General features: G+C 63.7%; 21 protein-coding genes. 16 read left to right on the top strand and 5 right to left on the bottom strand.

The features are described from left to right. Positions 1–24: 24 nt before the first annotated feature. The 4 genes from BM171_RS00910 to sucC all read right to left on the bottom strand — a co-directional run bounded on the left by BM171_RS00910 (position 25) and on the right by sucC (position 3,023). Entirely contained in the window at positions 25–324 is a 300-nt protein-coding gene (locus BM171_RS00910) for a hypothetical protein (protein WP_093008911.1), read from the bottom strand. A 43-nt stretch (positions 325–367) separates the two neighbouring features. Continuing rightward, positions 368–1,255 carry a succinate--CoA ligase subunit alpha gene (sucD, locus tag BM171_RS00905; RefSeq protein WP_093008910.1) on the bottom strand — a complete coding sequence of 296 codons (888 nt, stop codon included), beginning with the start codon at positions 1,253–1,255 and terminating at the stop codon, positions 368–370. A 51-nt stretch (positions 1,256–1,306) separates the two neighbouring features. Continuing rightward, complete coding sequence (locus BM171_RS00900) at positions 1,307–1,651, bottom strand: hypothetical protein (protein WP_245760145.1); 345 nt, start codon at positions 1,649–1,651, stop codon at positions 1,307–1,309. A 178-nt stretch (positions 1,652–1,829) separates the two neighbouring features. Further along, entirely contained in the window at positions 1,830–3,023 is a 1,194-nt protein-coding gene (gene sucC, locus BM171_RS00895; RefSeq protein ID WP_093008909.1) for an ADP-forming succinate--CoA ligase subunit beta, read from the bottom strand. Between the two features lie 290 nt (positions 3,024–3,313). On the opposite strand from sucC, the gene BM171_RS00890 reads away from it, so the two are divergent. Then, a complete protein-coding gene (locus BM171_RS00890; RefSeq protein WP_093008908.1) occupies positions 3,314–4,354 on the top strand; it encodes a glycosyltransferase family 2 protein in 1,041 nt (346 codons plus the stop codon). 3 nt (positions 4,355–4,357) lie between these two features. After that, on the top strand, positions 4,358–5,329 hold the full coding sequence (locus BM171_RS00885; RefSeq protein ID WP_093008907.1) for a glycosyltransferase family 2 protein: 972 nt from the start codon (positions 4,358–4,360) through the stop codon (positions 5,327–5,329). A 60-nt stretch (positions 5,330–5,389) separates the two neighbouring features. Here BM171_RS00885 and mdh read toward each other — a convergent pair whose 3' ends face one another. Then, on the bottom strand, positions 5,390–6,352 hold the full coding sequence (gene mdh / locus BM171_RS00880; protein WP_093008906.1) for a malate dehydrogenase: 963 nt from the start codon (positions 6,350–6,352) through the stop codon (positions 5,390–5,392). A gap of 161 nt (positions 6,353–6,513) precedes the next feature. Here mdh and BM171_RS00875 point away from each other — a divergent pair, with 161 nt between their 5' ends. The 14 genes from BM171_RS00875 (at position 6,514) to BM171_RS00815 (ending at position 16,344) form a co-directional block, all read left to right on the top strand. Continuing rightward, positions 6,514–7,266 (top strand): sulfite exporter TauE/SafE family protein, encoded by a 753-nt coding sequence (locus BM171_RS00875; RefSeq protein ID WP_093008905.1) that lies wholly within the window; start codon positions 6,514–6,516, stop codon positions 7,264–7,266. A 102-nt stretch (positions 7,267–7,368) separates the two neighbouring features. Next, positions 7,369–8,220 (top strand): HpcH/HpaI aldolase/citrate lyase family protein, encoded by an 852-nt coding sequence (locus BM171_RS00870; protein WP_425438928.1) that lies wholly within the window; start codon positions 7,369–7,371, stop codon positions 8,218–8,220. Between the two features lie 5 nt (positions 8,221–8,225). Then, on the top strand, positions 8,226–8,771 hold the full coding sequence (locus BM171_RS00865) for an NnrU family protein (RefSeq protein ID WP_093008904.1): 546 nt from the start codon (positions 8,226–8,228) through the stop codon (positions 8,769–8,771). Positions 8,772–8,790: 19 nt separating this feature from the next. Then, the gene (locus BM171_RS00860; RefSeq protein WP_093008903.1) at positions 8,791–8,994 is read left to right on the top strand and encodes a DUF1737 domain-containing protein; all 204 of its coding nucleotides are present in this window, start codon (positions 8,791–8,793) and stop codon (positions 8,992–8,994) included. A gap of 20 nt (positions 8,995–9,014) precedes the next feature. Next, on the top strand, positions 9,015–10,046 hold the full coding sequence (locus tag BM171_RS00855; RefSeq protein ID WP_093009261.1) for a MaoC family dehydratase: 1,032 nt from the start codon (positions 9,015–9,017) through the stop codon (positions 10,044–10,046). A gap of 179 nt (positions 10,047–10,225) precedes the next feature. Next, positions 10,226–10,609, top strand: coding sequence for a succinate dehydrogenase, cytochrome b556 subunit (sdhC, locus tag BM171_RS00850; RefSeq protein ID WP_093008902.1), 384 nt, complete (start codon positions 10,226–10,228; stop codon positions 10,607–10,609). Between the two features lie 13 nt (positions 10,610–10,622). Continuing rightward, complete coding sequence (gene sdhD, locus BM171_RS00845; RefSeq protein ID WP_093008901.1) at positions 10,623–10,994, top strand: succinate dehydrogenase, hydrophobic membrane anchor protein; 372 nt, start codon at positions 10,623–10,625, stop codon at positions 10,992–10,994. A 21-nt stretch (positions 10,995–11,015) separates the two neighbouring features. After that, entirely contained in the window at positions 11,016–12,821 is a 1,806-nt protein-coding gene (sdhA, locus tag BM171_RS00840) for a succinate dehydrogenase flavoprotein subunit (protein ID WP_093008900.1), read from the top strand. Next, positions 12,821–13,069: a hypothetical protein gene (locus tag BM171_RS00835; RefSeq protein ID WP_093008899.1), complete on the top strand. Its 249-nt coding sequence runs from the start codon at positions 12,821–12,823 to the stop codon at positions 13,067–13,069. Before sdhA ends, BM171_RS00835 begins: the two co-directional genes overlap by 1 nt. Positions 13,070–13,080: 11 nt before the next feature. After that, positions 13,081–13,401 (top strand): hypothetical protein, encoded by a 321-nt coding sequence (locus tag BM171_RS00830; RefSeq protein WP_093008898.1) that lies wholly within the window; start codon positions 13,081–13,083, stop codon positions 13,399–13,401. Positions 13,402–13,519: 118 nt separating this feature from the next. After that, positions 13,520–14,299, top strand: a complete 780-nt coding sequence (locus BM171_RS00825; protein WP_093008897.1) for a succinate dehydrogenase iron-sulfur subunit — start codon at positions 13,520–13,522, stop codon at positions 14,297–14,299. Between the two features lie 168 nt (positions 14,300–14,467). Continuing rightward, a complete protein-coding gene (locus BM171_RS18825) occupies positions 14,468–14,608 on the top strand; it encodes a hypothetical protein (RefSeq protein WP_175497465.1) in 141 nt (46 codons plus the stop codon). Between the two features lie 125 nt (positions 14,609–14,733). Next, a complete protein-coding gene (locus tag BM171_RS00820; protein ID WP_093008896.1) occupies positions 14,734–14,931 on the top strand; it encodes a hypothetical protein in 198 nt (65 codons plus the stop codon). A gap of 243 nt (positions 14,932–15,174) precedes the next feature. Further along, positions 15,175–16,344, top strand: a complete 1,170-nt coding sequence (locus BM171_RS00815) for a type III PLP-dependent enzyme (protein WP_093009260.1) — start codon at positions 15,175–15,177, stop codon at positions 16,342–16,344. The last annotated feature ends 10 nt before the right edge of the window (positions 16,345–16,354 follow it).

Here is a 16,354-nt window from a genome sequence, read left to right as displayed (position 1 = left end):
TGAAAGGAAAGGGCTCGAACCGCATCAGAGATCGCATGGCGTCTCCGGCGTGATCGGCTGACCCTCGGGGATATTACAGATGTCTCGGGTGATGTCGTCCGACAGGGCGCGACGCTCGGCATCGCTCATGTCGACGAAGCGTTGGGCAGGGTCTGCCGGTGCCGGAGCAGCGGTTTGTAGCGCCACGTATTCGGCGCGTTCAATCTCGACCCAGCCGTTGCCGTCGTCCTTGAAATAGACCTCGTTGCCGAAGCCGAAAAAGGAGCAGCCGCCCAACGCAAGCGCTGTGCATAGCAGGATCGACGGTGCGATCGTGTTGCCCATTCCGGCGGCCTCCTCTGAGCCCTGTCTGGCGAAGTGTCCGGCCTCAGCCTTTGTCGATCGCCTTGAGAACGGCCTCGCCGAGGGTGGCGGGACTGTCGGCGACAACGATACCCGCCTTGTTCATGGCCTCGATCTTGTCGTCCGCGCCGCCTTTGCCGCCAGCGACGATCGCGCCGGCGTGGCCCATGCGGCGGCCCGGAGGCGCGGTGCGCCCTGCGATGAACCCGGCGGTCGGCTTCCAGCGGCCTTTCTTTTTCTCATCGGCGAGGAACTGCGCGGCATCCTCTTCGGCCGAACCGCCGATCTCACCGATCATGATGATCGCCTCGGTCTCGTCGTCGGCGAGGAACCATTCCAGAACGTCGATATGCTCCGTTCCCTTGATCGGGTCGCCGCCGATGCCGACGCAGGTCGACTGGCCGAGGCCCACATCGGTGGTCTGCTTGACCGCCTCATAGGTGAGCGTGCCCGAGCGGGAAACGACGCCGACCTTGCCGCGCTTGTGGATGTGGCCGGGCATGATGCCGATCTTGCAGGCGTCGGGCGTGATGACACCAGGGCAGTTCGGGCCGATCAGCTTCGACTTGGAGCCTTCGAGCGCGCGCTTGACCTTCATCATGTCGAGGACGGGAATCCCTTCCGTGATGCAGACGATCAGCTCCATCTCCGCGTCGATCGCCTCGAGGATCGAGTCGGCGGCGAAGGGCGGCGGCACGTAGATCACCGAGGCGTTCGCTTCGGTTTCGTGCTTGGCTTCGTGCACGGAATTGAAGACCGGCAGGTCAAGATGGCTCTGCCCGCCTTTGCCCGGTGTCACGCCACCGACCATCTTGGTGCCGTAGGCGATCGCCTGTTCGGAGTGGAACGTGCCCTGGGAGCCGGTGAAGCCCTGACAGATCACCTTGGTGTTTTCGTCGACAAGAACGGCCATTTCGTTTCCTTCGTCCCTCTGGCGGGCCTTTTCCGGCCCGCCCCGTTTTGATCAGTAGTCTGGCCCCTCGTCGTCCACGAGCTCGTCGAGGGCGCGGACCGCGATGGTCGCACCTCCCATCAGGATGAGCGTGCGGCCGAGAGAGCCTGTGAGATTTGCGGGAATGAAGCGCGCAATCCCGTCGCGCGCCACACGGGCCGCGTCGCGGCCGGATTTGACGTCTTTCAGCCGCGCCGGCCGGTTGGGCTCGGGCAGCGAAAGGGTGTTGGGTTCGGTGCGCCGAAGCGCGAGGCCGAAGCCGACCATCGCGATCCCGATCAGGAACGGCGCGTAGCTCGCGCTGTTCTCGGGAAGGCTGGGCAGGGTCTGGGTCTTGGATCTGGACAGAAGCGACATGGCGGCTCTCCTATGCTGGGCCGTGACCCGCGCGCGCCGAGGCGCGGCAGGCGGGAACGCGGGCGCCGGGGCAAAGCTCGCCCCGATGCTCGGGGGGGAAACGCCCGAGATACGCCGATTGTTCACGGCCGGTTGCATGTATGTGTTCGAGCTTCATCGCGATCCGTCCGCCGAATTCTCAGCCCTTGACCGCCTGAACGATTTTCTGCGCGCCGTCCTTGAGATCGTCCGCGGCGATCACGTCGAGGCCGGAGTTGTTGATGATCTCCTTGCCCTGCTCAACATTGGTGCCCTCCAGACGCACGACCAGCGGAACTTTCAGGCCGACTTCCTTCACCGCGGCGACCACGCCCTCGGCGATGACGTCGCAGCGCATGATGCCGCCGAAAATGTTCACAAGGATGCCTTTGACGTTGCTGTCAGAGGTGATGATCTTGAACGCCTCGGTCACTTTCTCCTTCGTGGCACCGCCGCCGACGTCGAGGAAGTTCGCCGGCTCCGCGCCGTAGAGCTTGATGATATCCATCGTCGCCATTGCGAGGCCCGCACCGTTGACCATGCAGCCGATCTCGCCGTCGAGCGCGATGTAGTTGAGGTCGTACTTGGACGCTTCAAGCTCCTTGGGGTCTTCCTCGGTCTCGTCGCGCAGCTCTGCCACGTCGGGCTGACGGTAAAGCGCGTTCGAGTCGAAACCGAGCTTGGCGTCGAGAACCTTCAGCTCGCCGTTCGTCATCACGATCAGCGGGTTGATCTCGAGCATCTCCATGTCGCGCTCGATGAAGGCGTTGTAGAGAATGCCCATCAGCTTGACGCATTGCTTGATCTGCGCGCCCTCCAGCCCGAGGGCGAAGGCGATGCGGCGCCCGTGATAGGGCTGGTAGCCCGTGGCAGGATCGACCGCGAAGGACAGGATCTTCTCGGGCGTGGAGGCCGCGACCTCTTCGATGTCCATGCCGCCTTCGGTGGAGCAGACGAAGGATACGCGGCTCGACACGCGGTCTACCAGCAGCGCGAGGTAGAGCTCGCGCTCGATATCGGAGCCATCCTCGATGTAGATACGGTTGACCTGCTTGCCCGCCGGGCCGGTCTGGTGCGTCACGAGGGTCTTGCCGAGCATCTTCTTGGCTTCTTCGGCGGCTTCCTCGACCGATTTGGCCAGGCGCACGCCGCCTTTCTCGCCAGCATCGGCTTCCTTGAAGGAGCCCTTGCCGCGACCGCCCGCGTGGATCTGGGCCTTCACCACCCAGAGCGGGCCATCGAGATTGGCGGCCTCGGTCTTGGCGTCCGCAGCTTTAAGCACGACGCGGCCGTCGGAGACCGGCGCGCCGTAGCTCCGCAGAAGAGCCTTGGCCTGATACTCGTGGATATTCATGTCATCCGTCCCGTTTTGCTGTCTTTCCACCTGCTATAAAGGCTAGCTGGGGCGTCGTGCACCGAAAAACACCTCGAATTGCGCTGACCCGGCAATAATTCGCCTTTTGTGATCACACAGGAATTTAGTGTGATCACAATGCGGGGCGGCGGTGTCCGACTCTTCTATGGGCGCTCTCGGTGCCGGTCTGCATCACTGGTCGCCGAAAGCGGCGGGGCGATTTTGACAAGCGAGGCGCGCCTCGCATACCGTCTCATCAACAAAAAGAAGAAATTCTGAGGTTTCGAGCAATGCCTCGCGAGATGACGTCCAACAGGGCGCAGATGTCGGCGTCCGGTGGTCGCTGGAGCGTCGTTGCAACCGTGCGCGAACCTGCGGCGCTGCTTTTGGCGTTTGCGGCGCATCACCTCGATCTCGGCGCCCTGCATGTTCATCTCTATCTCGATGGACCGCATCCGGATCTCGAAGCGGCGATCGGTGCGGACCCGCGCGTGACGCTCATCACCTGCGATGATGCCTTTTATTCCAGTATCGGACGCCGTCGTCCGGGCTGGATCAACAGACGGCAGATCGTGAACGCCAACCACGCTGAGACGCTAAGCGATGCAGACTGGCTCTTCCATCTCGACGCCGACGAGTTCCTGACCGCCGACCCCGCCGAGGAGCTTGCCGCCTTGCCGCCCGAGATCGCGGCATACTGGGTGCAGAACGGAGAGAGGGTCTACCTCGAAGGCGCGCCGCTCGAGACCATTTTCGACGGCGCACTGGCGCTGCCGATGACCGATCCGGGCCGTCTTGCCCGGGTGCGGGGCCCGGATATGGGGCATCTGACGCGTCACGGTCTTCTGGCACATGCACTCGGAAAGGGGGCGCTGCGTGTTGGCGGCGGCATCGGCGCAGGCATCCACCGGCCGCGCTGCGACACGGACGTGACCCATGCCGCCGACACCGTTAGAATAAGTCATTTCGACGGTCTCACCCGTCTGCACTGGGCTTTGAAGCTTCAACGTCACGCAGAGAACGGGGTTCTGCCGAAGCCCGGCCGCCGTCATTCGAGTTACCGGGATCAGCAGATCGCGCTGGCTGTCCAGTCGGGCGGCGATCTCGCTCCAATCGTCGCATTGCACGACCGGCTCAGGGTCATTCCGCCGCTGATGGCTCGGAGGATGAGCCGCATACACCGTTTGAAGCCGACCGGTGTCGATGCGTCGGCGTCGCTGACGCGGATATTTCCAGGCGTCTCGGCAGATCTGTCCGTCGAGGCGTTCGATGCGGCGCTACTGGTCGAGCGGGCCGGCCGCGAGGGCCATGCAGCCCTACTCAAGGCGTAAGCGATGCGCTGGGGCGTCGTCTCGACCGTCGCAGAGCCGCCTGAACTTCTTGCGGCGCACGCCGCGCACTACGTGACGATGGGTGCATCGGAGATCCGCTACTATCTCGATCGATCCGACCCTCGCATCAACGAGTTGCTCGGGCGTGTGCCGCAGGTGCATCTCATCGGGGCCGATGAGGCATTTTATACGGACATTGTCGGAGTGCGGCGCAAGCCCGCGGCTCTCAACCGCAAGCAACGGTTCAATGCGGAGCACGCGGTGCGGACGATGGAGGTCGATTGGCTCCTGCACGTAGATGCCGACGAATTCCTGGCGGCAGAGGAATTCGCAGGACTGCTCTCCGCTTTGCCAGACGACATCGACAGTTTGCATATCCCGAACGGTGAGCGTGTCTGGCTGAGGGACGCGCCGGTGGACACGATATTCGACGGTGCCCTGCTGTGGCAGGTTCCGGGTCCGCCGCGTGCCGCGCGCCGCCTGCTTGGAGACGAGCTTGCGCTCTTCACCGATCGCGGCTTTTGCGGACATGCGCTTGGTAAGAGCGTCACTCGGACCGGGCGTGGGCTCAGCCTCGGGCTTCATGGCCCCCGTCGTGAGCCGCCTGCGCGCATCGCGGAAAGCCGCGAGGCGAAGATCTGTCATTTCGACGGGCTGACGCGGGCGCATTGGTGCGCCAAGCTCATGCGGTACGCCGCGCAGGGCATGTATAAAGACGGCTCGCGCGCCCAGTCCTTTCGCGCGCGTCAGATTGCAGAAGTCACGGAGGCGGGGGGCGACGGAGCAGCGGCGCTCGCCCTGCATGACAAGCTGCGCGTCCTCGGGCCGGAACTGGCCGATGCACTGAGGCAGGCCGGTTGCCTGGAGCCCATGCCGTGCGATCCGGCCCGCGCGACGGCGGCGCTTTTCGGTGGGAGCGTTGACCTCAGACCGGAGGCTTTCGATCGAAGCGTCGGACTGTCATCGCCAGACTGAACCGCAACGAAAAGGGCGGCTCAGAGGCCGCCCTTGATTGCAATCGCAGCGTCGCCGATCTCAGCTCAGGCTGTCGTCGATGCCCTTGCAGGCGTCCACGAGACCTTTGACCGCGTTGACCGAGTTGTCGAACATCGCCTGCTCGTCCTTGGTCATCTGGATCTCGACAATACGCTCGATACCGCCTGCGCCAATGACGGTCGGCACACCGACGTAAAGACCCTTCAGGCCGAACTGGCCGTCGCACCATGCCGCGCAGGGAAGGACGCGCTTCTGGTCCTTGAGATAGGCCTCGGCCATCTCAATCGCGCTCGTTGCGGGCGCGTAGAAGGCGGAGCCGGTCTTCAGGAGGCCAACGATCTCAGCGCCGCCGTCACGGGTGCGTTGCACGATCGCGTCGAGCTTGTCCTGCGTGGTCCAGCCCATTTTGACAAGGTCGGGCAGAGGCACACCTGCGACCGTCGAATAGCGGGTCAGCGGCACCATCGTGTCACCGTGACCGCCGAGAACGAATGCCGAGACATCCTTCATCGACACGCCAAACTCGAGGCTGAGGAAGTGGCGGAAACGCGCACTGTCGAGAACACCCGCCATGCCGACGACTTTCTCGTGCGGCATGCCCGAGAATTCGCGCAGGGCCCAGACCATCGCATCGAGCGGGTTGGTGATGCAGATCACGAACGCATCCGGCGCATTGTCGCGGATGCCTTCGCCAACCGATTTCATGACCTTAAGGTTGATGCCCAGAAGGTCGTCGCGGCTCATGCCCGGCTTGCGCGGCACGCCGGCGGTGACGATGCAGACATCCGCGCCAGCGATATCGGCGTAGTCCTGGGTGCCTTTGAGGTTCGCATCGAAGCCTTCGGACGGCCCGGATTCTGCGATGTCGAGCGCCTTGCCCTCGGGCGTGCCCTCGGCGATGTCGAAGAGGACGACGTCGCCCAGCTCCTTCAGCGCGGCAAGATGTGCAAGCGTCCCGCCGATCTGTCCCGCGCCGATGAGCGCGATCTTGGGTCTGGCCATGAGGTAGTCTCCGGTTGGGTGAAAATTTGCGTGATGGCCTAAGCAATGTCCGGGCCGCGCGCAAGCCTGCCGCGATGCAGCGACCCTGGAAGGCCAGCCTGTTCATTGCCGGGCTCAAGCGCTAACACATCGCTAACACCGTCATTTACGGACGTTTTCACATGGATCTTCTCAGCTGGCCCGTTTTTGCTCTCGCCGTGCCTGCGGTGATCTTCGCGGGGGTCTCCAAGGGTGGATTCGGCTCGGGCGCGGCGTTTGCGTCGGCCTCGATTCTGGCGATCGTGCTCGATCCCGGCTCGGCACTCGGGATCATGTTGCCGCTTTTGATGGTCATCGACGTGGTCAGTTTGCCGGCCTACTGGAAGAAGTGGCGCTGGCCGGAGGCGCGGCTCCTGATCGCGGCGGGTCTGCCCGGCGTGGTGCTGGGCGCGCTGTTCTATCGCTGGACGAACGACGACGCGATTCGCCTGGTGATCGGGCTGGTCTGTCTTTTGTTCATCGCGTGGCAATGGGCGCAGAAAGCCGGTGTCATCCGCATCGAGCGGCAGATGGGCCAGCGCGCGGGCATCCTTGCGGGTCTGACGCTGGGCTTCACCTCTTTCGTCAGCCATGCAGGCGGACCTGCCGCCGCGGTCTATCTGCTGGGACGCAGCCTGCCGAAGACCGCGTTCCAGGCGACCACGGTTCTCGTGTTCTGGGCGATCAATCTCTCCAAGGTCGGGCTTTACGCGGGGATGGGAATCTTCACCCGCGAAAGCCTGCTTCTCGATCTCGCGCTGATCCCCGCGGCGGTCCTTGGCACCTGGATCGGGATCAAGGCGCATCACCTCGTGCCGGAGCGGGTCTTCTTCGGTCTGACCTATACGCTGCTCGGCATCACCGGCTCGAAACTCATCTGGGACGCGCTGACCTGAGGGCGGCTCTCTGCATTGCAGCAAATTCTGCTTGAATGTTTCGGCAAAAACTGGCTGTTTCCGGCGCAATATTGTTTCGCGCCGCCTGAGGGGATGCCGCCCATGATGACCCGCCCGCTTCGCTCCGTCCTCTATATTCCGGGCTCCAAGCCGCGGGCGATCGACAAGGCGCGGGGACTCGCGGTCGATGCGATCATCTTCGATCTGGAGGACGCGGTCTCGCCCGAGGAAAAGGCGGCGGCCCGTGCGACACTCGCCGAAGAGCTGGACAAGGGCGGCTTCGCGCCGCGCTTCACGCTGGTGCGGATCAACGGTCTTGAGACCGAATGGGGCAAGGACGACGCGAAGGCCGCGGCCGAGATGAAGGCCGATGCGGTGCTTCTGCCGAAGGTCGAGAACACGGCGCAGCTCGACTCTCTCGCGGGGATCACCGGCGACGTGCGGCTTTGGGCCATGATGGAGACGCCGCGCGGTATTCTCGCAGCGCCCGAGATCGCGGCCCATCCTCTGATGGACGGCTTCATCATGGGCACGAACGACCTCGTGAAGGAGCTTGGCGCGCGGGCGACAGCCGACCGGGTCTCGATGCTGCCGGCGCTGGGTCAGTGCCTGCTGGCGGCGCGCGCGCATGGCATCGCGGCGGTCGACGGCGTCTACAACGCGTTCAAGGACGAAGAGGGGCTCGCCGCCGAATGCCGGCAAGGCCGCGATATGGGCTTTGACGGCAAGACGCTGATCCATCCCGCTCAGGTCGAGATCGCGAACCGCGCCTTCGGCCCCTCCGAAGGCGACCTCGATCTCGCGCGTCGTCAGATCGAGGCTTACGAGGTCGCCAAGGCCGAAGGGCAGGGGGTCGCGGTGGTCGACGGGAAGATCGTCGAAAATCTGCACGTAGACACGGCCCGCAAACTCTTGGCACAAGCAGAGGCAATCGACGCCATCGCGAAAGGATGACCGCAATGCTTCTGCTGATACTCGGGCTGCTCCTCTGGGTCGCCGCGCATTTCTTCAAACGTGTCGCGCCCGAGCAGCGCGCGGCGATGGGCAATGCGGGCAAGGGGCTCGTCGCGGTCGGCGTTCTTGCGGGACTCGTCCTGATGATCCTTGGCTATCGCGCGGCGCCCTTCATCAATGTCTGGACCCCGCCGTCCTTCATGGTCCACATCAACAACCTGATGATGCTGGGTGCCGTGTTCCTCTACGGGATGAGTGCCACGAAAGGCCGTTTGCGCGGCAAGCTGCGGCATCCGCAGCTCACGGCGGTCAAGGTGTGGGCGATCGCGCACCTTCTGGTCAACGGCGACCTGGCCTCGATCATCCTTTTCGGCGGGCTCTTGGCCTGGGCCGTCGCCGAGGTGATCCTCATCAACAAGAGCACGACCTGGGACCGGCCCGAGCCCGGCCCTGCGAAGAAAGATGTCGTCCTTCTTATCATTACCATCGTGATGTTCGTCCTCATCACCGGAATTCACGCCTGGCTGGGCGTCTGGCCCTTCCCGGCCTGACCCCGCGAGAGGAGACCTTATGAAACTCTACCGCTTCCTCAGCGAAGACGACACGTCGGCCTTTTGCCACAAGGTGAGCGAAGCCCTCTCCAAGGGCTGGGAGCTCTACGGCGATCCGACCTACGCCTTCGATTCCGCGAACGGCGTGATGCGCTGCGGCCAAGCCGTCGTGAAGGACGCACCCGGCACCTACGATCCTGACATGAAGCTCGGAGAGCAGTGATGAAGGATGAGGGTGGATCGGTGGCGAAGACCAATTCCGGAAATTTCTTCGAGGATTACGAGATCGGGCAGGTGCTGGAACACGCCGTGCCCCGCACCGTCGGTCCGGGCGAGCGCGCGCTGTATCACGCGCTTTATCCCGAGCGGCGCGCGCTCTACTCCTCGGACCAGTTCGCGCGCGACTCTGGCCTGCCGGAAAGTCCGCTCGATGATCTGGCGGCGTTCCACGTCGTTTTCGGCAAGTCGGTGCCGGATATCTCGCTCAACGCGCGGGCCAATCTGGGCTATGCGGAAGGACGCTGGCTGAAGCCTGTCTTCGCCGGCGACACGCTGCGCGCGCAGTCGGAAGTGATCGGCCTCAAGCAGAATTCGAACGGGAAAACCGGCGTCGTCTGGGTGCGGACCAAGGGCATCAATCAACGCGACGAGACGGTGATCGACTTCGTGCGCTGGGTGATGGTCAAGAAACGCGATGAAGATGCTCCCGCCCCCTCGACGGTCGTGCCCAACCTCAAGAATGCGCTCGAGCCCGCCGATCTGACGATTCCCTCGGGGCTCGATTTCTCGGATTACGATTTCGGTCAGGCCGGAGAACGGCACCGCCTCAGTGACTACGCGATCGGCGAGGTTATCGACCACGTGGACGGCGTCACGGTCGAGGAAGCCGAGCACATGATGGCGACGCGCCTTTGGCAGAACACGGCCAAGGTGCATTTCGACGCCACCCAGCGCGAGGATGGCAAGCGCCTGATCTATGGCGGGCATGTCATCTCGATGGCCCGCGCGCTCAGTTTCAACGGTCTCGCCAACGCGCAGATCATCGCGGGGCTCAATGCAGGGGCGCATGCCAATCCGTGCTTTGCAGGCGACACGATCCGGGCCTGGTCTGAAGTGCTCGACACGGCGGAAACCTCCGCGCCGGGCGTCGGTGCGATCCGTTTGCGCCTGGTTGCAACGAAAGACGGCAGCGTCGGCGAGCTTAAGGATGAGGATGGCAGGTATCTGCCCGGTATCCTCCTCGATCTCGATTATTGGGCGCTGATCCCGCTCTAATGGCACGAGGCGACTCGCTGCGCGGTGGATATTTGTGATCACACGCGTATTTCTTGTGATCACTTGCCGCGCTATCAGCCCGGCAACCGCGGCAAAGGCGCTCATTTTCGAGGCTGGGCGCGTGACAGCGCGATAAATATGACTAGAACCAAGCTCAGGGAACCGAAAGGAATTCGTCAATGGCAGACGTGAACCGGGGGAACCGCCCCCTGTCGCCGCACCTGCAGGTCTACCGCCCGCAGCTGACCTCCATCACCTCGATCCTGACGCGGATTACCGGCAATGCGCTGATCGTCGCGATTTTCATGATTGTATGGTGGTTCATCGCCGCGGCATCCGGGCCCGAGTATTTCGCCACCGCGAACGGCTTCGTGACGAGCTGGTTCGGCGATCTGGTGATGTTCCTGTCGGTCTGGGCGCTTTGGTACCACTTCTTCGCCGGCATCCGGCACCTCATCTGGGATTACGCGATAGGTCTCGAGCTCGATATCGCGGAAAAGCTCGGCTGGGGCGTGATCGGTGCCTCCGTCGCCATGACCATCCTCACCGTCATCATCATCTGAAGGGGCGCAGCACATGGCATTCCTGACCGACCGCAAGCGCGCCGTGAACTGGGGCAGCGCGAAAGCCGGAACCGAGCATTTCTGGAAGATGAAGATCCAATCCGTGGGCCTTCTTTTCCTGGTGCCGCTTTTCGTCTTCACCTTCGGCCCGATCCTGGGATCGAGCTACGAAGAGGTGATCGCTTATTACTCCCGTCCCTTCCCGGCGATCGTGGCGGGGCTCACGATCCTCGTGACCTGCATCCACTTCAAGGACGGCTTCCAGACCCTCGTCGAGGATTACGTGCACGGACTTTGGGAAAAGGTCCTCATCCTCGGCATGACCTGCCTTATGTATGCGCTCGCCGCGACCGGCCTTTTCGCCGTCGCGCGCCTGGCGCTTTGATTTCGCGGAGACCGACGAGACATGGCTGAATACGAATACGAGACGCATGATTATGACGTCGTGGTCGTGGGGGCCGGCGGCTCGGGCCTGCGCGCGACGCTTGGCATGGCCGAGCAAGGGCTCAAGACCGCCTGCGTGACCAAGGTGTTCCCGACCCGGTCGCATACTGTGGCCGCACAGGGCGGCATCGCGGCCTCTTTGTCGAACATGGGGCCCGACCACTGGCAATGGCACATGTACGACACCGTGAAGGGGTCCGACTGGCTCGGCGACACCGACGCGATGGAATATCTCGCGCGTCATGCTCCCGCGGCGGTCTACGAGCTTGAGCATTACGGCGTACCGTTCTCGCGCACCGAAGAGGGCAAGATCTACCAGCGTCCCTTCGGCGGCCACACGACCGAGTTCGGTGAAGGCCCGCCGGTACAGCGCACCTGTGCTGCCGCCGACCGCACCGGTCACGCGATCCTGCACACGCTCTACGGCCAGTCTCTCAAGAACAACGCCGAGTTCTACATCGAGTATTTCGCCATCGACCTTCTGATGGACGATGACGGCACCTGCACGGGCGTCGTCTGCTGGAAACTCGACGACGGCACGATGCATGTCTTCAACGCGAAGATGGTCGTGCTCGCGACCGGCGGCTATGGCCGTGCCTATTTCTCCGCGACCTCGGCGCATACATGCACCGGCGATGGCGGCGGCATGGTCGCGCGGGCCGGGCTGCCCCTTCAGGACATGGAGTTCGTTCAGTTCCATCCGACCGGCATCTACGGCGCGGGCTGCCTTATCACCGAGGGTGCGCGCGGCGAAGGCGGGTATCTGACCAACTCCGAAGGCGAGCGGTTCATGGAGCGCTATGCGCCCAACTACAAGGACCTCGCGCCACGTGACTACGTCTCGCGCTGCATGACGATGGAGATCCGCGAAGGACGCGGCGTCGGCAAGGGTGGCGATCACATTCACCTGAACCTCTCGCACCTGCCCAAAGAGGCGCTGCAACTGCGTCTGCCCGGCATCTCCGAGAGCGCGCGCATCTTCGCGGGCGTCGATGTCACGAAAGAGCCGATCCCGGTGATTCCGACCGTGCATTACAACATGGGCGGCATCCCCACGAATTACTGGGGCGAGGTGCTGAACCCGACCGCGGACGATCCGAACAAGATCGTGCCCGGCCTCATGGCCGTGGGCGAGGCGGGGTGCGCCTCCGTGCACGGTGCGAACCGCCTCGGATCGAACTCGCTCATCGACCTCGTGGTCTTCGGTCGCGCCGCCGCGATCCGCGCGGGCGACGTGGTCGACCGGGCAGCCTCGCCGCGCAAGGCCGACAAGGGACAGGTGGACAAGGCGTTCGACCGCTTCGATGCGCTGCGCCATGCCGATGGCGGCACGCCCACAGCGGAACTCCGGCTCGAGATGCAGAAGACCATGCAGGAAGACGCCGCCGTCTTCCGCACCGCCGAGACGATGGCGAACGGTCTCAAGCGCATGACCGACATCGCAGGCAAGATCGGCGATCTGAAGGTCACGGATCGCAGCCTCGTCTGGAACTCCGATCTCATGGAGACGCTGGAGCTTACCAACCTCATGCCGAACGCGCTGGCGACCATCGCCGGAGCCGAGGCACGGAAGGAAAGCCGCGGTGCCCATGCGCACGAGGACTTCGCCGAGCGCGACGACGAGAACTGGCGCGTACATACGATCAGCCGGATCTCGGACGCGAAGGTGGATCTCAGCTATCGTCCCATCGTGACCGATCCTTTGACCACGGAAGAGCAAGGCGGGATCGAGCTGAAGAAGATCGCGCCCAAGGCGCGGACGTTCTGATGGCTCGGGGTTTCAAACCGCTCGCGGCTGCCGCACTCACAGCTCTTTCCGCCTGTGCCGCACCGCCCGCGCCGGCGCCCCAGCCGGCCCCGATCGTTCAGGCGGACGTCTATACCGGCAAAGGTGCGGGCCTCTCGGCGCATGGCGCGGGTGTTCGGACCGGCGGATCTGTCGTGACCGCCGCCAGCGTAGACTGTCCGCCCGGCGCCCCCACTCTCTATCGCGGGACGCTCTATTGCCTCGATTGACCCGGTCATACATGCGCGCCGCCCCTACGGCGCTGATTGCCATCCTGGCACTTGCCGGCTGCACGCCGCAGACGCAGGATCAGATCGCGCGCTCTGCGGCGAAATCGACCGTCAACCGGGTCGTGCTCGAACGCTATCCCGGCCTTCCTGTGGAGCCAGCGATCAACTGCATCATCGACAATGCGAACTCGACACAGATCGTCTCCCTCGCCACCGACAGCGTGACCGGCCCGACCGACGCCACAGGCGAGGTCGTCACCGCGATCCTGCGCAAGCCGGAGACGTTGCAGTGTCTGAGTGGCGCTGCACTGAGCGAGGTAGCTCGTCTATGACGATTGCACGCAGAGACCCGAAGAGATGCCGCGCATTGTCACGGTCGGTCGGTCCCGCCTTTTATGCCGCGCGCTCACGCCATATCTTGAATGATGAAATAGCCACGGAGGCACCGTCATGGTTCAACTGACGCTCCCCAAGAACTCCACCATCCGGACGGGCAAGACCTGGCCGAAGCCTGAGGGCGCGAACCGGGTTGGTACGTTCAAGATCTACCGTTGGAGCCCCGATGACGGGGAAAATCCACGGGTCGATACGTACTTCCTCGACCTCGACGCCTGCGGGCCGATGGTTCTGGACGCTCTTATCAAGATCAAGAACGAGATCGACCCGACGCTGACCTTCCGCCGCTCCTGCCGCGAAGGCATCTGCGGTTCCTGCGCGATGAACATCGACGGGATCAACACGCTGGCCTGCATCTACGGCATCGACGAGGTGAAGGGCGACGTGAAAATCTACCCGCTGCCGCACATGCCGGTGGTCAAGGATCTCATCCCGGACCTGACGCATTTCTACGCGCAGCACGCCTCGATCCATCCCTGGCTCGAGACGGAGACGCCGCGTCCGGCCAAGGAATGGAAGCAGTCCATCGAGGATCGCGAGAAGCTCGACGGTCTTTACGAATGCGTGATGTGCGCCTGCTGCTCGACCGCCTGCCCGTCCTACTGGTGGAACGGCGATCGGTATCTCGGGCCGGCAGCGCTTCTGCATGCCTATCGCTGGATCATCGACAGCCGTGACGAGGCGACGGGTGAGCGGCTCGACGATCTGGAAGATCCCTTCAAGCTCTATCGCTGCCACACGATCATGAATTGCGCGAAGACCTGCCCCAAGGGTCTGAACCCAGCCAAGGCGATCGCGGAGATCAAGAAAACGATGGTCGAGCGAGCCATCTGAGCGTAGACTGATCGCACGCGAAGCGCCCCGGCCCTAGGTCGGGGCGTTTTGTTTGTGCCATGTGCTGCCTGCATCGCTCGGTTGCAGATCTGATGCTTGTGCTGCGCCGCAGCGATGGTCAAATCGGAGGTGTAGGGAGGGGACCACGCATCCGAGAAGAGGCCCCTTATGGCAGACAATTCCACATCCCCCGCCGAGGCTCTCGCGCTTCTGAACGAAGCCTTCGCGTATTTCGACGTGCGCGACCTCGCCCCGCAGGCAGAGGCCGAAGACACCGCAGACTACGACGAATTCGGTCTCGCGGCCTGAGCGCGCCGCACGTCCGGCAGACCGCTTTGCATCCCGGCTCCGCCCCGCCTAGCGTGGGACGGAGCTTTTTGTTTCGGAGACCTAGTGACACCTTTGCCTGACATCTGCGGAGTCGCGGCGCGCCGATGATCGTTGTCATCGGTCTTATCGTTGCGTTCGTTCTGGTCGCGATCTTCGCGAACCGGGAGACGCGCGATTGTCGCTGGCGCGAATATCGGACCGGCGACGGGCGCGCGGAATGGCGCTGCGCCTTCTGCGGCGCGGTGACCGAGGGGACGCAAGGCAAGACGCCGCAACGCTGTTACCGCCCCGAAGACAGCTAGGCGCACGGCCCGGATTTGATCAAAAGCCACAAGGGGATAGCGCGATTCCGCCGTTGCGGAAAATTCTTATCCCACGCATGAAATTTCTCTTGAAACGACTCAGGTGAACGTCGATATGCGCGCTACGACAGACGCCAACGCACGCGCCTCTTTCCCATGGGTCCGCCCCACGGTTACGTAGCGACGGTAACGTCTCCCGAAGAAGTGAGCGGTCATAGATGGCCGGGTCTAGTGGAGATGGACATGAACGCATACGTCGCCGATTTTTCGGCATTTTCCGCACCTCAAACCTCCCGCGTCGAAGAATTCATCTTCTCGAGCAGCTTCGACCGTCCGACCCTCGTGATCGACCGCGATGCGGTTGCACACCAGTTCCGTGCCCTGCGCGCCGGTCTGGGCCGCGCGTCGATCCACTACGCGGTCAAGGCGAACCCCGCGCGCGAGATCATCGAGACGCTTGTCGGCCTCGGATCGCATTTCGATGCAGCCTCGCGCGGCGAGATCGAGCTTTGCCTGAGCCAGGGCGCGGCGCCAGAGCATGTCTCCTTCGGCAATACGATCAAGCGCGCTTCGGACATTGCCTGGGCTCATAGCGTCGGGATCGATCTGTTCGCGGCCGACGCCGAGGAAGAGCTCGAGAAAATCGCGGAGCACGCGCCCGGTGCTCGGGTCTACATTCGCCTCATTGTCGATGCCTGCGAGGCCGACTGGCCGCTGACCCGCAAGTTCGGCTGTGCGCCTGACAAGGCGGTGGACCTCGTTGCACGCGCGACCGCGCTCGGCCTGACGCCGGTCGGCTTCTCCTTCCATGTCGGCTCGCAGACGAAGCGGGCCGCAGCATGGGCGCCGATCCTCGACCAGGTGAAATCGGTGTGGGACGCGACCCGCGAGGCGGGCTTCGAGCTGTCGCTCCTGAATATCGGCGGCGGTTTCCCGGCCTTCTACACCGATGCCGTGCAAGGCCCGACGCCCTACGCCGCTGAGGTGATGCAGCTCGTCGAGGCGCGGTTCGGTACTGAGGTTGAGATCATGGCAGAGCCGGGCCGCGGCATGGTTGCCGAGGCAGGTGCCATCGCCGCGGAGGTCGTTCTGGTCTCCAAGAAATCCGAGAACGATATGCACCGCTGGGTCTATCTCGACATCGGCCGGTTCTCCGGTCTTGCCGAGACCGAGGGCGAGGCGATCCGCTACCAGTTCGCGACGCTGCGCGAGCACGAGGGCAAAGGCCCCTGCGTCATGGCCGGCCCGTCCTGCGATTCCGCCGACGTGCTCTACGAAAAGCGCCCGGTCGAGCTGCCGCTCGGTCTGCGCGCGGGCGACAAGGTGGTGATCCGGTCCTGCGGCGCATACACCTCGACCTATTCCTCGGTCGGCTTCAACGGCTTTCCGCCGCTCGATGTCGTCGTGATCTGAACACAGCCCC

The organism is Roseivivax halotolerans, assembly GCF_900115815.1.
Classification (GTDB): Bacteria; Pseudomonadota; Alphaproteobacteria; order Rhodobacterales; family Rhodobacteraceae; genus Roseivivax; species Roseivivax halotolerans.
The sequence above is the reverse complement of the archived record's forward strand: the minus strand, read 5'-3'. Positions and strand labels throughout refer to the sequence as shown.

What these genes read in the sequence shown, in the direction of transcription:
- BM171_RS00910 (WP_093008911.1), bottom strand. Translation starts at nt 324, where the DNA reads ATGGGCAACACGATCGCACCGTCGATCCTGCTATGCACAGCGCTTGCG.
- sucD (WP_093008910.1), bottom strand. Translation starts at nt 1,255, where the DNA reads ATGGCCGTTCTTGTCGACGAAAACACCAAGGTGATCTGTCAGGGCTTC.
- BM171_RS00900 (WP_245760145.1), bottom strand. Translation starts at nt 1,651, where the DNA reads ATGTCGCTTCTGTCCAGATCCAAGACCCAGACCCTGCCCAGCCTTCCC.
- sucC (WP_093008909.1), bottom strand. Translation starts at nt 3,023, where the DNA reads ATGAATATCCACGAGTATCAGGCCAAGGCTCTTCTGCGGAGCTACGGC.
- BM171_RS00890 (WP_093008908.1), top strand. Translation starts at nt 3,314, where the DNA reads ATGCCTCGCGAGATGACGTCCAACAGGGCGCAGATGTCGGCGTCCGGT.
- BM171_RS00885 (WP_093008907.1), top strand. Translation starts at nt 4,358, where the DNA reads ATGCGCTGGGGCGTCGTCTCGACCGTCGCAGAGCCGCCTGAACTTCTT.
- mdh (WP_093008906.1), bottom strand. Translation starts at nt 6,352, where the DNA reads ATGGCCAGACCCAAGATCGCGCTCATCGGCGCGGGACAGATCGGCGGG.
- BM171_RS00875 (WP_093008905.1), top strand. Translation starts at nt 6,514, where the DNA reads ATGGATCTTCTCAGCTGGCCCGTTTTTGCTCTCGCCGTGCCTGCGGTG.
- BM171_RS00870 (WP_425438928.1), top strand. Translation starts at nt 7,369, where the DNA reads ATGATGACCCGCCCGCTTCGCTCCGTCCTCTATATTCCGGGCTCCAAG.
- BM171_RS00865 (WP_093008904.1), top strand. Translation starts at nt 8,226, where the DNA reads ATGCTTCTGCTGATACTCGGGCTGCTCCTCTGGGTCGCCGCGCATTTC.
- BM171_RS00860 (WP_093008903.1), top strand. Translation starts at nt 8,791, where the DNA reads ATGAAACTCTACCGCTTCCTCAGCGAAGACGACACGTCGGCCTTTTGC.
- sdhC (WP_093008902.1), top strand. Translation starts at nt 10,226, where the DNA reads ATGGCAGACGTGAACCGGGGGAACCGCCCCCTGTCGCCGCACCTGCAG.
- sdhD (WP_093008901.1), top strand. Translation starts at nt 10,623, where the DNA reads ATGGCATTCCTGACCGACCGCAAGCGCGCCGTGAACTGGGGCAGCGCG.
- sdhA (WP_093008900.1), top strand. Translation starts at nt 11,016, where the DNA reads ATGGCTGAATACGAATACGAGACGCATGATTATGACGTCGTGGTCGTG.
- BM171_RS00835 (WP_093008899.1), top strand. Translation starts at nt 12,821, where the DNA reads ATGGCTCGGGGTTTCAAACCGCTCGCGGCTGCCGCACTCACAGCTCTT.
- BM171_RS00830 (WP_093008898.1), top strand. Translation starts at nt 13,081, where the DNA reads ATGCGCGCCGCCCCTACGGCGCTGATTGCCATCCTGGCACTTGCCGGC.
- BM171_RS00825 (WP_093008897.1), top strand. Translation starts at nt 13,520, where the DNA reads ATGGTTCAACTGACGCTCCCCAAGAACTCCACCATCCGGACGGGCAAG.
- BM171_RS18825 (WP_175497465.1), top strand. Translation starts at nt 14,468, where the DNA reads ATGGCAGACAATTCCACATCCCCCGCCGAGGCTCTCGCGCTTCTGAAC.
- BM171_RS00820 (WP_093008896.1), top strand. Translation starts at nt 14,734, where the DNA reads ATGATCGTTGTCATCGGTCTTATCGTTGCGTTCGTTCTGGTCGCGATC.
- BM171_RS00815 (WP_093009260.1), top strand. Translation starts at nt 15,175, where the DNA reads ATGAACGCATACGTCGCCGATTTTTCGGCATTTTCCGCACCTCAAACC.